This is a genomic window from Streptomyces sp. NPDC127097, from assembly GCF_042724075.1.
Taxonomy (GTDB): Bacteria; Actinomycetota; Actinomycetes; order Streptomycetales; family Streptomycetaceae; genus Streptomyces.
This window is the reverse complement of record NZ_JBHXFI010000007.1, coordinates 64,159-77,195: the sequence shown is the minus strand read 5'-3', so window position 1 is coordinate 77,195 and position 13,037 is coordinate 64,159. Positions and strand designations below refer to the sequence as shown.

Below are 13,037 nucleotides of genomic sequence, written 5' to 3'. Positions count from 1 at the left end.
CTGTACGCTCGATGCTTGGACCAGGAGGGCCGTCGGTATCCGTCGTGGCCAGCACGGAAGGTGTCTTCCCATGCCCGCCCCGAGCTTGCTCGCCGTCTTCGCGCACCCGGACGACGAATCGTTGTCGGCGGGCGGAGTGCTCGCCCGTCATGCGGCTGAGGGCGCGCGTACCGCGGTCGTCACGGCGACCTGGGCCCACGGCACGCATCGCGCTGAGGAGTTGGCCGAGGCCCTGCGGATCCTCGGTGCGGGCAAGCCGCGGATGCTCGGCTACGCCGATGCGCGGGTACCGGACTCGGCCCCGCGCTGTGTGCGGTTCTGCGAGGCGCCGCTCGACGAGGCGGTGGGGCGGGTGGTGACGCACATCCGCGCATTCCGCCCGGACATCATGGTCACTCACGACGCCTATGGCGGGCTGCCCGGCCATCCGGATCACGTACACACCCACCGGGTGACCATGCTGGCCGCCCAGGCTGCCGGACTCGCTCAGCTCTATCCGGATGCCGGTGCCCCCTGGCAGCCACATGCGCTCTACTTGGCCACGCACCCGCACTCGGCCGTGCCGGCGCTGCGAGAGGTGATCGGTACGCGCAAGGCGGTGTACAGCGTTCCGGACGAACAGGTCTCCGCAACCGTCGACGTCAGCCCGTGGATCGAGCAGAAGATCGCCGCCGTACTGGCCCATCGCTCCGAGGTGGAGCGGGGCGCTCTGCCGGGCCTGATCGCCGGCCTGCCGCCGGATGCACGGGAGCGGCTCTTCGCTACCGAGTGGTACATCCGCCACACCCTCATCACTCCGGCGGCACCCCGGACGGGGCTCACCGTCTGACGCGCGGTCCAGTCCGCGACGAAGGCGGCAGCGGCTCCCGAACTCATCGGCATTGATTTCGCGAATGGCCCGCGGAGCGATTCCCGAAGGCGTCGTGGCGACGAAACCGCTCCCCCTCGGCGGCGCTGCGCTTGTTGGTACGTAGTGCGGCCACAGCGTGTGCCGTATTCGCCGGAAGCTACCGGTCGGTTCAACGCAACCGGGCGTGAATGACTTCCGTCTCCTTAATCGACAGAGACCTACAAGGCTCTGAAGCCGGCCACGGCACCAGGATTTCACACGCTCGAAGTCCGTGCCCTTGGCAAGAGCTCCAGGCGTCAGGCAGCGCCGTCTTCTTCTTCCTTCTCCGTCGCGCTTCAGCTGTGCGTACGTGCGTGACCGAGGGGTGTTCCGTTCCAGGTGAAAGGGAGAGTCTCATGTCCATACCTACCTCAGCCGCCGCCCGGCGCCGGCGCGGAAGCAGACGCATGGCAATCGCTGTCACGACTGCGTTTCTCGCCGGAGTGTCGGTACTCGGTTCGCAGGCGCCGGCCTTCGCCGACGAAAAGCCCGCAGTACCCGACCGCCTCTATGAATCCGATGACGAGGTCATGGCGGACATGGCCAAGTGGACGCCGGTCAAGGACTCCGAGAGCGTGATGGGGCTGCCCACCGGGCTCGATGACAAGCAGGTCAACCTTTCGGATGTGAAGGGCGGGCAGGTCAACTACGACCCCGATCAGGCCATCAAGGACGCCCAGGCCGCGGCCCAGACATTCGCCGAGGACCCCAATACCAAGGAACCTGCCCGCGAGAGCGCCAAGAGGCTTTACCAGCCCATCTCAGGGCTCAAGGAGTCGGCCAACTACACGGCACCCGTCTTCACCGGCAAGGGCGCCTACAAGGACGAGTGGACCCAGGAGAACCTCGATCAGCTCTGCAATCGGCAGAACCACGATGCGTCGCGGGTGGGGCAGAAGCCACCGTGCGCGTTCGTGGGCAAGCTCTCCGAGAAATACCCGGTCAAGGGGTCGGCCGGAGACGGCCTGGCCGGCGGCGGGAAACTGACCTACAAGATCTCCAGCTCGGTGGCTGACGAAAAGAGCGAGACGGAGGGCTGGTCAATAGGTGGAAAGATCACGCCCAAGATCGGCGACGGAAAGAGTGAGATTCCGGTAGAGGCGAGTTTCACCTACAGCTACGCGGCCACCTCCACCAAGAAGCTCCAGAACACCCTGGAAACCGACGTCGAGATCAATGTGCCCGACGGCAAGAAGAAGGGCTGGCTGGAACCCCGGGGAAATGGTGCGTACTACACCGGCTACCTCGTCTATCGGCAGAACAACGACACCGAGCAGCGGATGGTGGCCGTGCCGGCCCGCGTCTATGTCCAGGCCCGCGACACCACCAGCCCGATCACCTGGTTCAAGCGCGTGATCTAGGGCGCTGACCCGCGGGCGGAAGCCCGGCCCGGACGCCACCCCCGGCTCAAGTGGCCCAGGGTGGCGTGAGGGTGCTGCCATCGGCCAGCTTGGCGCTGAGGCCGATGCGGGTGGTGACCCACATCTGCGCCGGCTCGTCGCCCGGGTTGGCCACCGCCAGGACGGACCCCGCGGGGGCCACCGCCGCGTCGCCGGCACCGAGATCGGCGGTATCGCCGTCGATGCTGAGCCGCAGTCGGCCGGTCAGGACATAGAACACTTCCTCCTGGCTGATCTCGTGTGCCGGAGCCACGGTTCCGGCCGGGACCTCACCGCGCCACGCCGCGAGGTCCCGGCTGCCGGTGTCCGTACGCACGTAGGACGTGAAACGGGTGCCGTGTATCTCGTACACGGCGGCCTCGTCACCGCGAAGAAAAGGCATGCTGGACCGCCTTCATTTAGTCAGGCTACTTGTCCATATAGACAAGCAGCCTGACCAGTTATAGTCAACCCATGGATGACGCCATGGCCCTCTCCGCCCTCGTGCTCGCCCTCTCCGGCCAGTTGGTGCAGGAGATTCACGAGCAGGTGTCCCGCCGGGGGTTCGAGGACCTGCGCCCGGCCCACGGCTTCGCCTTCGCCCGCATTTCTGCCGGCGGCGCCACCACGGCCGACCTCGCCGAGCACCTGGGGGTGACCAAGCAGGCCGCCGCCCAACTCGTCGAGGAGTTGGTCCGCAAGGGCTACGTGGCCCGCCATCCGCACCCCCGGGACGCCCGCGCCAAGCTCCTCGAACTCACCGAGAAGGGCCGGGCCGCCACCCGCGCCGCCGATGAGGCCGCCCGGACCGCCGTCGCACCCTGGCGGGAGGCCCTGGGCGAAGCCCGCTTCGCCGCACTCGTCAGCGGCCTCAACCGGATCGCCCCCCGTGGCCCGATCCGTCCGTCCTGGTAACCGAACCGGCCGCCGACGGCACGCACTTGAGCTCAAAGCACCCTCACCCCCCTTGGGGGCGATGTGGCTCGACCGGCGAGGGGCACTTGCCGACTTTGCTCTCGAAGGCACGCCCCCAGCCCGTTCGTCCGAACGGCCGGTGGCGAAAGGCCGGTTTGATAGCGTCCCTCGTGCGGCGAAGATCCTTTTGCTCCGTCCGCGCAGCGCGTTTCCGGTGGGGGATGTCGGCTCGAGAGGCGGAGTTCAGGTGAGGCTAGGCACTGTCCGCGACGCTGTCGTCCCGGACGGAAGGGCCGCCCTCGTCGGCCGCGCGCCGGGCGAACGCCGCGTGGAAGGCTTCCAGGCCGGCCGCGAGCTTGGCGACATCGGCGGGTTCCATCTGCTCCAGGGTGGCCGTGACGTCCCGGCTCCGTGCCGCGCGGTACTCCTCCAGCAGCACTCTGCCGCGCAGGCTCAGCCTCAGCTCGACCTCGCGCCGGCTGGTCGCGCTGGGGCCCCGTTCGGCCAGGCCCATCGCCTCCAGGCGGTCGCAGAGTCTGCTGACCGCCGGCGGCCGCGAGGCGAGCGCTTCGGCGAGGGTGCGCAGGTTCGTGCCTTCCCGCTTTTCCAGTACGAGGAGTGCGCGGAGCTGCGAAGGGGAGACCTCCGCCGAGCGCGCCGCCTCCTGTCCACGTCCCCACAGAACCTCGAGCAGCTCGGAGGCGGCGAGAGCCGCCGCGCTCGCCTGCTCGCGGGAAGGGGACCGACTGGTGAAACGGGACACACGAACACTCTGTCACCCTGTGCGTCCTGTTGTCAGACCGACCCTGCCCTTGGCGCGGCACGAAGGGGGGCAGTGAAGGCATGACGGACGGCATGACGGACGACATCGATGTGGGCCGGGCGTTGCGCGCGTCGGCACCGCACGCCCTGCTCGACACCGTGCGTGACCATCTCGCCACCGCCTATGGGGCCACTTCGGTGCGCCTGTATCTGACGGACTACGGCGGCACGGTCCTCAGCCCGTGCGACTCCTCGGGGGACGAGGGCGGACCGCTGCCCATCTCCAGCAGTCCGGAAGGGCGTGCGCTGGGGAGCCAGGAGCGCCGGGCGCAGCAGGTGCCGCACGGTGACGCCGTGGACCACCATCTCCCGATGACGGTGCGTGGAGACCGGATCGGCATTCTGACGGTCAGGCTTCCCGGTGACCGTTCCACCCCCGCGGTCCTGGATGAGCTCAGGCAGGTCGTCGACCAGCTGGGGCACGAGATCCTGGTCGCCGAGCGGGACACCGATGTCTATCAGCGGGTGCGCCGTATCAGCCGCCTCACCCTGGCGGCCGAGATGCAGTGGCAGCTGCTGCCTGCCCGGGCCTGCATCGCCGCGCAGTACGCCGTCGGCGCCCAGCTGGAGCCCGCCTACGCCGTGCACGGCGACAACTTCGACTGGGCCTCGGACGGCGACGAACTGACCCTCGCCGTCACCAACGGCATGGGGCAGGGCATCGACGCGGCGCTCCTGACCCACCTCGCCGTCAGCGCGCTGCGCAACGCCCGGCGGGCCGGCGTCGACCTCGCCGACCAGGCGGCCTTGGCCGACCAGGCGGTGTACGACCACTACCAGGGCGCGTCCCACGTCTCGACGCTGCTCACGCGCGTCGACCTCGCGACGGGGCGGATGGAGCTCATCGACGCGGGGTCGCCGCAGATGTGGCGGCTGCGGGGCAGGACCGTCGAGCGCATCGAGCCGGACCGGCAGCTGCCCCTGGGCATGTTCGAGGAGTCGCACTACGCGGCCGAGAGCTTCGCGGTCGAGCCGGGGGACCGGCTGGTCTTCGTGAGTGACGGGGTGTACGAGGCGCCCTCGCCGCGCGGCGGAAAGTATGTCGAGGCGGCGCTCGCGCGGTCGCTGCACGCCACGCGGCTGCTGCCGGCCGCGCTGGTGCCGGGTGCGCTGCTGCGTGATGTGGCCGAATACCGTGCGGCGGAGACGCTGGATGATGCCTTGGTGCTGTGTTTTGACTGGTTCGGTGAGGGGCTCGACTGAGTGCCGATCGTTGTGCGGCCGTGGTCGGCGTCCTTGAGTTCGCCGCCATTGTGAGATCCGTCGCCGGGGCACTCGGCGGGCGGCGGCCTCCGGCCCGTAGCCCGGGTCCGTCACCGCCGACCTGCTACGGCTCTTGTCGCCGGTAGCCGCTGGGGGGTCAACGGCGAAGTGCGGCCCGCTGCCCGCTCCCAGGGTCGGCGGACCGCCGGACGCCGGAAGGGGCAGGGGTCTCATATCCGCTCTTCGGCCGCAAAACCACCGCACCGATTCGGCCGTCCGGCCATTCCCCGCCTCGGCGGGTGAAGAGGGGGCCCGTGGGTTACCGGGCTTGATCGCGCTCGATAACATTTGCCGGAAGGCAACTATCGACGAGCGCGGCTCGGCCCGGCCGCCCCGTCGGGCGAGCAGTCCGACGGTCACCACGGGTCGGCCGGACCGAAAGGACAAAGAGTTGGGTTCCGCTGAGGCTGCCGCACGCGAGCGTGTCACGAGCGTGCTGCGCGAAGAGGCCGATGAGATCTCGGACCGTTGGGTGCAGTTGCAGCTGGCACAGCCGTCGCTGGACGGGGAGGTGAGCGAGGCCGAGCTCGGTGAGGAGGCCGACGCCCTGGTCGGCGCCCTGCTGTCGGGCCTGGATCTCGGGCTCCCGGTCGAGCGCGTGGTCACCTCGCACGAGGAGATGCACCGGACGGTGTCCGAGATCTCCATGCGCCGTGCCCGCAGGGGCGTCTCGCCCACCGCGACCTCCCTGGCGGTGCTGTCGCTCAAGGAGGCTCTGCTGGAGGCCGTCCAGCGGCGGACCCGCGAGGGGGACGACCTCTTCCCCAGCGCGGTGCTGATCAACCGCCTGCTGGACAGCGCCGGTGCGCTCTCGTTCGAGACCTTCGTCGAGGGCCGCGAGGAGATCATCCGCCGGCAGAGCCAGCAGCTGCTGGAGGTGTCCACGCCGGTCGTCAGACTGTGGCGCCAGGTCCTGGCCGTCCCGCTCATCGGCACCCTCGACACCGCGCGCACCCAGGTGGTGATGGAGAACCTCCTCCAGGCCATTCAGGAGCACGAGGCGCTGGTCGCCATCATCGACATCACCGGTGTGCCCACCGTCGACACCGCCGTCGCCCAGCACCTGATGCACACCGTCAACGCGGTGCGCCTGATGGGCGCGGACTGCGTCATCAGCGGCATCCGGCCGCCCATCGCCCAGACCATCGCGCAGCTCGGGATCGACTTGTCGACGATCCTGACCCGCGCCACCCTTGCCGACGCCCTCGGAGAGGCCGTGAAGCTCACCGACGCCGCCGTATCGGACCACGCGTCGCTGGACAAGCGATGAGCACGCCGGCCTCGGGCGGAGTCCCGATCCTGCGTCTGGGGGACGTGCTGGTCACCGGCCTCCTCAACGAACTCGACGACAAGACCGCCGTGGCGTTCACCGAGGAGCTCACCAACCGGATCAGCAGCGACGGAGCCAGTGGTGTCCTCATCGACATCTCCCGGCTGGAGATCGTCGATTCCTTCGTGGCCCGTACGTTGATGGAGCTGACCACCATGGCGCGGCTGCTGGGCGCCCGGGTGATCGTCGCCGGCATGCGGCCGCCGGTAGCCATCACCCTCGTCGAGCTGGGACTCCAGCTCACCGGTGTGGAGACGGCACTCAACGCCGAGCAAGCGATGGCTGCGATGGGCTGGCACCAGAGCCCGAAACCGTCCGGAGGGGGCCTGGGTGAGTTCCGCCCGGAACACTGACCGCGTGGTGGCCCTCGCCCCCACGTCGCCCGACGCCGCCGGCCGTGCCGCGCACACGGAGCGGACGGTCCACCACGTGCGCACCGAAGAAGACCTGCTGACCGTCCGCCACGCCGTACGGGCGGCCACCCTACGTGCCGGATTCAGCATCGTCGACCAGACCCGGGTGGTCACCGCCGCCAGCGAACTGGCCCGCAACGCCTACATCCACGGCGGAGGGGGCTCCGTGACCATCGATCAGCTGACGCTGGCGGGAAACGCGGGGTTGCGTCTGACGGTCAAGGACGAGGGCCCCGGCATCGTGGACACCGACGCGGCGCTGGCCGACGGCTTCACCACCGGCGCGGGACTCGGTCACGGCCTGGGGGGCGCCCGACGTCTGATGAACGACTTCGAACTGCACACCGTGCCCGGACAGGGCACGACCGTGATCGCCACGCGATGGGCGGGGCGGTGACTTCCCCCGAGACCTCGCCGACGGCACATATCGCCGTGGACCACTACAGCGCCGTCCATCTGGCCGCCGAGACCGCCCGTGCGGTGGCCGGGCGCTGCGGCCTGCCGGGCGCCCTGCCCGACCAGGCCGCCGTCATCGCCTCGGAACTCGCCAGCAACCTGGCCAAACACGCCAGCAGCGGCTCGCTGTTCATCCAGCCCCTGCCGCTGGGCGGCGGGATGGAGATCCTCGCCGCGGACCGTGGCCCGGGCATCGGCGCACTCCAGCAGTGCCTCGCCGACGGCTACACCACCAGCAACACCCTCGGGGCCGGGCTGGGCGCCGTGAGGCGGATAGCGACCGGCCTCACCATCCGTACGCAGCCCGGGGCCGGCACCCTCGTCTGCGCCCGCCTCACCGAGCCCGAGGCCACCCACCCGGCCGACCAGGAGGTGGGAGCCATCTGCCTGCCCGCGGACCGCGAGCAACTCAGCGGCGATGCCTGCGCCGTGGTCGATCAGGGCACCGCCCGCACCGCGCTCGTGGTCGACGGCCTCGGGCACGGCCCACAGGCGGCCGAGGCCGCGCAGACGGCCATACGGGCCTTCCACCGGGCCCCGGACCTTCCCCTGCCCGAACTCCTCACCGCCCTGCACCGGGCGCTGCGCCGCACCCGGGGCGCGGCGGTGGGGCTGTTGCGCCTGCACCCCGGCCGGGCGGAGTACAGCGGCATCGGCAACGTACGGGTCCTGACGCTGACTCCGCTCGACGTGGGCCACCGCCTGACCGGCCAGCCCGGTATAGCCGGTCTGAACATGGCGACGCCGCAAGTGCGGGCCTTTCCCGTACCGCCCGGTGCCACCGCGGTGCTGCACTCCGACGGCATCGACCAGCGATGGGCCCGGTCGCCCTCGGCCTTCGTGCACCGGCTGCCGCCGCTCCTCCTCGCCGCGTCCCTCGCCCACAGCCACCGCCTCAGCCGCGACGATGCGACCGTGATCGCCGCCCGACCGAGCCAGAGACTCCCGTGAGCCCCCACACCTTCCATACCCTGCCGAGCCTGCGCCGCGCCGTCCGGGGAATCTGCGAGGCGCACCGGCTTCCGTCCCACAACGGGGCGCGGCTGCTGCTCTCCGTTGCCCGGATGGCCACGGCCGCCCTCGACGCCGGCGGCCCCGTCCGCCTGGAGGCCGTTGAGCGCACCGCGCCCGGCGGACAAACCCTGCTGGCCGTCACGCTGCACGCCGGACCGACCGCGGCGTCACCGAGCCCGGCCGACCTGCCGCTGCCCGGGCGGACCACGCCGGAGGGCACCGTTGCCTGGCACCTCCCGCTCACCGAAGGGGAGGGCCCGCCGCCCTCCGCCGTGCCGCCCGCGCCCCGGGGAGCCGCGCCGGCCCGTACCCGCGAGGTGGCGGCCGCCGAGGCGTACGAGGCGGAGATCGCGGCGCTCGAAAGTGATCTCGCTGTCGCGCTCTCCCGCGCCGAGACCCTCAGCACCGAACTGCACCGGCTCAAGGACGAACTCGCCGAGACCAACAGCGGCGTGCTCGCCCTCTACGTCCAACTGGAGGAGCGGGACGAGCAGTTGCGCCGGGCGCACGGCCAGATCCTGCGCGAACTGGAGGACGCGCTACGGCCCCCGCCGATCGCCGTCGACGGGATGGAGCTCGCCGTGCACTACGCGCCGGCCGATACGGACGCACCCACCGGGGGTGACTTCTACGACTGGCTGCTGCTTCCCGACGGCACGGTGCACATCACGGTCGTGGACGCGCTGGGCCACGGCGTGCGCAGTACCCGCAGCGCGCTCAACGTCACGCACGCCGTGCGCACCCTGGCCCTCGAAGGCCATCCGCTGGAATCCATCGTGGCCCGTACCCATGACATCCTCGCGCCGTTCGACCCCGACATCATGGCCACCGTCCTGCTGGCCCGGATCCACCCCGGGACCGGCGCACTGCGTCTGGCCAACGGCAGCCACCCGCCGGCTCTGGTCGTCCGCGCCGACGGGAGCGCCGACTACCTGGAGGTCCGCGGCCGGGGCATCGGGTTCCCGCTTCCCGGGAGCGAGTCCGTGCTGGCGGACACTTTGCACGAGGGCGATCTCCTCATGCTCTACACCGACGGCCTGACCGAGAGCCGGCGGGACCCCATCGAGGGCGAGGCGCGCCTCGTCAAGACCGCCCAGGCCCATGCCGGACGCCCGGTGCGGGAGATCCCCGGCGCCGTCGCGGAGGACATGCACACCGTCATCCTGCACCCGGACGACACGCTCGCCCTGGCCGTCCGCCGGACACAAATCCCGCAGGCCAGGCGCCCGTTGGCAGGGCAGCCGTGAGCACCGCACTCCACCGCGGGCCGAAGAGGCCCTTTTCGCGACCAACTGTCTGGGTAGACGCGTCTCGGACAGCCGCCGCGAACGGGACCCTACGAGCGGGGGGAGAACGCCATGCAACGCCGGCTAGTGATTGAGGATCATCCGATACAGCCGAGGCAGTGTGTCTGTCGGCCGGGCTCCGCGGCGGACGCCCGCGATTTCGCCCGGAGCTTCGCCGCCCGGCTCCGCCCCGAGCCATCCGCACTGACCACCGAGAACCTGCTGCTCCTGGTGTCCGAGCTGGTCGCCAACGCGCTCCGGCACGCCGGCGCCGTCACGGCCCTGCACCTTCGCGCGGACCACGAGCGGATCGAGGTGTGCGTCGAGGACCCCAGCCCCACACATCCGCAGCAGCGCGACCCCGACCTCTCCGGCAACCACGGCGGCTTCGGCTGGCCCATGGTGCACGCGCTGGCCCTCGACGTCGCGATCCTCCCGGGCTCCGGCGGCGGCAAGACGGTACAGGCCGCGCTGGCGCGCTGAACACACCGCTGAAGGGCTAGCGGTCGCCGCCGTCGGCTCCGAGGGGAGCGGCCGGCCCGGCGTCGAGGGCCGTCGCCACGGACGCGTGGAGCGGCAGTACGGTGTCGAGCCCGGTGAGGGTGAACAGCCGCTCCAGAGCGGCGGAGGGGGCCGCGAGGCGCAGCGCCGGGCCCAGTGCGCTGTGCGCCTGGAGCAGGACATTGACGGTGGTGGAGTCGGCGAAGGTGGCCGCTGACAGGTCGACGACGACCCGGGCGACGCCGTCCTCGGCCGCCTTCCGCAGGATCTCTTCCAGCGGCGCGACGCTGTCGAGATCGAGGGGTCCCGTGACGGCGACGACAAGAGCGCCACGCTCCTGCCGCACGGTCGTCTCTCCCGCTATCGGTCGGCCTCCGCTGGGCTGGGGCACGGTGAACCTCGCTGTAGGGGCTGACGGTTGGCGCATGCAGCGGCCCGGGCGTGTCACACGACCAAGGAACCAGCTCGGACCAGGATAGAAGCGATAGTTGCCGTTTGACAACATTCGCCATAAGGCAACAATCTGTTCTCGTCACAGAACAAGGCGGCTGCGCCTGGCGTGGCTTGGGACGAAAGCGGCCTGAGATCCGCTGCACGCTGTCAGAACATGAGCGTGGCCGCCGACGATGCGTGGGCGGTCACCCTCATATGTGAGGGGAGGAGGCCGCCGCGTGAATCGCACCGAGCCCCGCCACCACCCCACGCCCGCCGCGCACCGGAAGGGAACGCGGCCGTGACGACGAGGCCCCCTCCTGGCGGGGGAACTCCTTACGCACCCCTGGGGCGTGTCGCCGTATGCGCCGCCACCGGTTCAACGGTGCAGGGGACAACCACCCTTCCGCGTTCGCGGCGGCCCGGCCGGCCACGGTAACGGGACACACCCGATCACTCTGTTCCCTCCTGCGGCGCGGTCCCGTCAGCCCCGCCTTCCTTTGCCCTCGTCCACGGACGAAGAATGTTTGAGAGACCGTGACTCAGCGTCGTGAGGTAGAACGAGCGGTGCGGGCGTCGGCCCCGCACGCTCTGGTGGACACGCTTCGTGACGTGCTCGCCGAACGCTACGGAGCGCTCTCCGTGGAGTTGCTGCTCGCGGACCACGGGGCCACGGTCCTCACTCCCTTCGGCGCGGTGGGGGCGGCGGCCGCGCCGGTCCCGGTCGCCAACAGCGCCCAGGGCAGAGCGTTCGACGGCCGGCAGCCCCACCAGCAGACCCGGCACGGAGACATCGTCGAGCACCATCTCCCGGTGACCGTCCGCGGGGAGCGCACCGGCCTGCTCACGGTACGGCTGCCCGCCGAGCGGTCCGTTCCGGACGCCGTCCACGACCTGGTCCACGCGGCCGGTCTGCTCGGCCACGAACTCCTGGTGGCCGAGCGGGACACCGACGTCTACCAGCGGGCGCGACGCATCGGCCGGTTCACCCTGGCCGCCGAGATGCAGTGGCACCTCCTCCCGGCCCGGGCCTGTTCGGCCGACGAGTACGCCCTCGGCGCCCAGCTCGAACCCGCCCACGACACCCACGGCGACAACTACGACTGGGCCTCGGACGCCGACGAGCTGACCCTCACCGTCACCGACGGCATGGGCACCGGCGTCAATGCCTCGATGCTCACCCACCTCGCCGTCAACGCGCTGCGCAACGCCCGCCGGGCCGGTATCAGCATCGAGGACCAGGCCGCACTGGCCGACCAGGCCCTCTACGCCCAATACCGGGGAGCCGCCTACGTCAGCACCCTGCTGCTGCGCTTCGACTTCGCGACGGGCCGGGTCCAGGCCGTGGACGCCGGCTCGCCCCAGCTGTGGCGGATGCGGGGCAGAGCGATCGAGCGCATAGAACTCGATCCGCAGATGCCGCTCGGCATGTTCGAGGAGACGCACTACAAGGCGCAGGAATTCGAGGTGCTGTCCGGGGACCGGCTGGTCGTCGTCAGCGACGGGGTGTACGCGGCGCGGTCGCCGCAGGGGGAGGCGTACGCGGAGCGCGCCCTGGCCCGGGCCATCCACGCCGGCCGACTGCTCCCGGCCGCCGCCGTGCCCCGCGCCGTACTGCGTGACCTGGCCGACTTCCGTACCGCGGAACCGCTGGACGACTCGCTGGTGCTCTGCGTCGACTGGTTCGGCAGACCCGGAGACCGGCCGCCCGGGCGGGAGAGCGCCAAGGGCGGCCCCTGTTAGAAGCCGGCGATCCGGGTACGCGGGGCAAAGCACCGCTTCAAGGGCGCAGTTGGTGCCGTCACCGGAGCCTCGAACGCGTCGGCAACCCGACGTGCCGGCTCCCTGCCGTACCCGATACGGAAAGGCGGAGCATGCTTTTCTTGGTCGTAGCCCTGTTCCTGTTCGGCGCACTGCTGGGGACCGCGGCGCATGTCCCGGTGCCCGTCACCGTCGCCGCCGGAATCGCCATCGCGGCCTGGCTGGTGTTCTTCTTCACCAAGGAGCGCCGGAAGGCCGCCCGCACGACGAAGGGAGCCGGCCGATGACCTCCGCCCGGATCCCCCTGAAGACCGGACCGCACCCTCAGGCCGACCGCATGGCGGTCGCCGCGTTCGTCTGCGGCCTGCTGGGCATCCTGGTGTTCAACATCTTCTTCGGCCCGTGCGCCCTTCTCTTCGGCGCCGCGGCACTCCACCGCGGGACCATCCGGCGCCTGCGCGCCTACCTGGGCCTGCTGTTCGGCACCGTGGACCTCGTGCTGCTGGTGGTGCTGTCCGCCCAGAACGGGACGATCAGCTGGCACCTCTGAGAGCCGGGCGGCAGCGCGCCGCCTCC

The 13,037-nt window shown here is 70.7% G+C and carries 16 protein-coding genes; 13 read left to right on the top strand and 3 right to left on the bottom strand.

Annotated features, from left to right (window positions below):
* The first annotated feature begins 70 nt into the window (after positions 1 to 70).
* Entirely contained in the window at positions 71 to 829 is a 759-nt protein-coding gene (locus tag ACFWJW_RS08620) for a PIG-L family deacetylase (RefSeq protein WP_387236777.1), read from the top strand.
* Between the two features lie 467 nt (positions 830 to 1,296).
* Positions 1,297 to 2,250: a hypothetical protein gene (locus ACFWJW_RS08615; RefSeq protein WP_387236775.1), complete on the top strand. Its 954-nt coding sequence runs from the start codon at positions 1,297 to 1,299 to the stop codon at positions 2,248 to 2,250.
* A gap of 46 nt (positions 2,251 to 2,296) precedes the next feature.
* Here ACFWJW_RS08615 and ACFWJW_RS08610 read toward each other — a convergent pair whose 3' ends face one another.
* On the bottom strand, positions 2,297 to 2,671 hold the full coding sequence (locus tag ACFWJW_RS08610) for a cupin domain-containing protein (RefSeq protein ID WP_387236773.1): 375 nt from the start codon (positions 2,669 to 2,671) through the stop codon (positions 2,297 to 2,299).
* 71 nt (positions 2,672 to 2,742) lie between these two features.
* Here ACFWJW_RS08610 and ACFWJW_RS08605 point away from each other — a divergent pair, with 71 nt between their 5' ends.
* Positions 2,743 to 3,183 carry a MarR family winged helix-turn-helix transcriptional regulator gene (locus ACFWJW_RS08605; RefSeq protein WP_387236771.1) on the top strand — a complete coding sequence of 147 codons (441 nt, stop codon included), beginning with the start codon at positions 2,743 to 2,745 and terminating at the stop codon, positions 3,181 to 3,183.
* 253 nt (positions 3,184 to 3,436) lie between these two features.
* On the opposite strand, the gene ACFWJW_RS08600 is transcribed toward ACFWJW_RS08605, so the two are convergent.
* A complete protein-coding gene (locus tag ACFWJW_RS08600; protein WP_387236769.1) occupies positions 3,437 to 3,946 on the bottom strand; it encodes a MarR family winged helix-turn-helix transcriptional regulator in 510 nt (169 codons plus the stop codon).
* An 80-nt stretch (positions 3,947 to 4,026) separates the two neighbouring features.
* Here ACFWJW_RS08600 and ACFWJW_RS08595 point away from each other — a divergent pair, with 80 nt between their 5' ends.
* From ACFWJW_RS08595 to ACFWJW_RS08565, 7 genes are all read left to right on the top strand, one after another.
* Positions 4,027 to 5,208, top strand: coding sequence for a PP2C family protein-serine/threonine phosphatase (locus ACFWJW_RS08595; protein ID WP_387236767.1), 1,182 nt, complete (start codon positions 4,027 to 4,029; stop codon positions 5,206 to 5,208).
* Between the two features lie 451 nt (positions 5,209 to 5,659).
* Positions 5,660 to 6,538 carry an STAS domain-containing protein gene (locus ACFWJW_RS08590; protein ID WP_387236765.1) on the top strand — a complete coding sequence of 293 codons (879 nt, stop codon included), beginning with the start codon at positions 5,660 to 5,662 and terminating at the stop codon, positions 6,536 to 6,538.
* A complete protein-coding gene (locus ACFWJW_RS08585) occupies positions 6,535 to 6,951 on the top strand; it encodes an STAS domain-containing protein (RefSeq protein ID WP_387236763.1) in 417 nt (138 codons plus the stop codon). The genes ACFWJW_RS08590 and ACFWJW_RS08585 overlap by 4 nt, the downstream gene beginning before the upstream one ends.
* Positions 6,952 to 6,955: 4 nt before the next feature.
* A complete protein-coding gene (locus ACFWJW_RS08580; RefSeq protein WP_387236761.1) occupies positions 6,956 to 7,408 on the top strand; it encodes an ATP-binding protein in 453 nt (150 codons plus the stop codon).
* Positions 7,405 to 8,418 (top strand): SpoIIE family protein phosphatase, encoded by a 1,014-nt coding sequence (locus ACFWJW_RS08575; protein ID WP_387236759.1) that lies wholly within the window; start codon positions 7,405 to 7,407, stop codon positions 8,416 to 8,418. Before ACFWJW_RS08580 ends, ACFWJW_RS08575 begins: the two co-directional genes overlap by 4 nt.
* Positions 8,415 to 9,728: a PP2C family protein-serine/threonine phosphatase gene (locus ACFWJW_RS08570; RefSeq protein WP_387236757.1), complete on the top strand. Its 1,314-nt coding sequence runs from the start codon at positions 8,415 to 8,417 to the stop codon at positions 9,726 to 9,728. Before ACFWJW_RS08575 ends, ACFWJW_RS08570 begins: the two co-directional genes overlap by 4 nt.
* Before the next feature lie 111 nt (positions 9,729 to 9,839).
* Positions 9,840 to 10,250 carry an ATP-binding protein gene (locus ACFWJW_RS08565; protein ID WP_387236755.1) on the top strand — a complete coding sequence of 137 codons (411 nt, stop codon included), beginning with the start codon at positions 9,840 to 9,842 and terminating at the stop codon, positions 10,248 to 10,250.
* Between the two features lie 16 nt (positions 10,251 to 10,266).
* On the opposite strand, the gene ACFWJW_RS08560 is transcribed toward ACFWJW_RS08565, so the two are convergent.
* Positions 10,267 to 10,614 carry an STAS domain-containing protein gene (locus ACFWJW_RS08560; RefSeq protein ID WP_387236753.1) on the bottom strand — a complete coding sequence of 116 codons (348 nt, stop codon included), beginning with the start codon at positions 10,612 to 10,614 and terminating at the stop codon, positions 10,267 to 10,269.
* Positions 10,615 to 11,237: 623 nt separating this feature from the next.
* Between ACFWJW_RS08560 and ACFWJW_RS08555 the strand changes: the two genes are divergently transcribed.
* The 3 genes from ACFWJW_RS08555 to ACFWJW_RS08545 all read left to right on the top strand — a co-directional run bounded on the left by ACFWJW_RS08555 (position 11,238) and on the right by ACFWJW_RS08545 (position 13,011).
* Positions 11,238 to 12,443: a PP2C family protein-serine/threonine phosphatase gene (locus ACFWJW_RS08555; RefSeq protein ID WP_387236751.1), complete on the top strand. Its 1,206-nt coding sequence runs from the start codon at positions 11,238 to 11,240 to the stop codon at positions 12,441 to 12,443.
* A 131-nt stretch (positions 12,444 to 12,574) separates the two neighbouring features.
* Entirely contained in the window at positions 12,575 to 12,748 is a 174-nt protein-coding gene (locus tag ACFWJW_RS08550; RefSeq protein WP_387236749.1) for a hypothetical protein, read from the top strand.
* A complete protein-coding gene (locus tag ACFWJW_RS08545; RefSeq protein WP_387236747.1) occupies positions 12,745 to 13,011 on the top strand; it encodes a DUF4190 domain-containing protein in 267 nt (88 codons plus the stop codon). Before ACFWJW_RS08550 ends, ACFWJW_RS08545 begins: the two co-directional genes overlap by 4 nt.
* Positions 13,012 to 13,037: the final 26 nt, after the last annotated feature.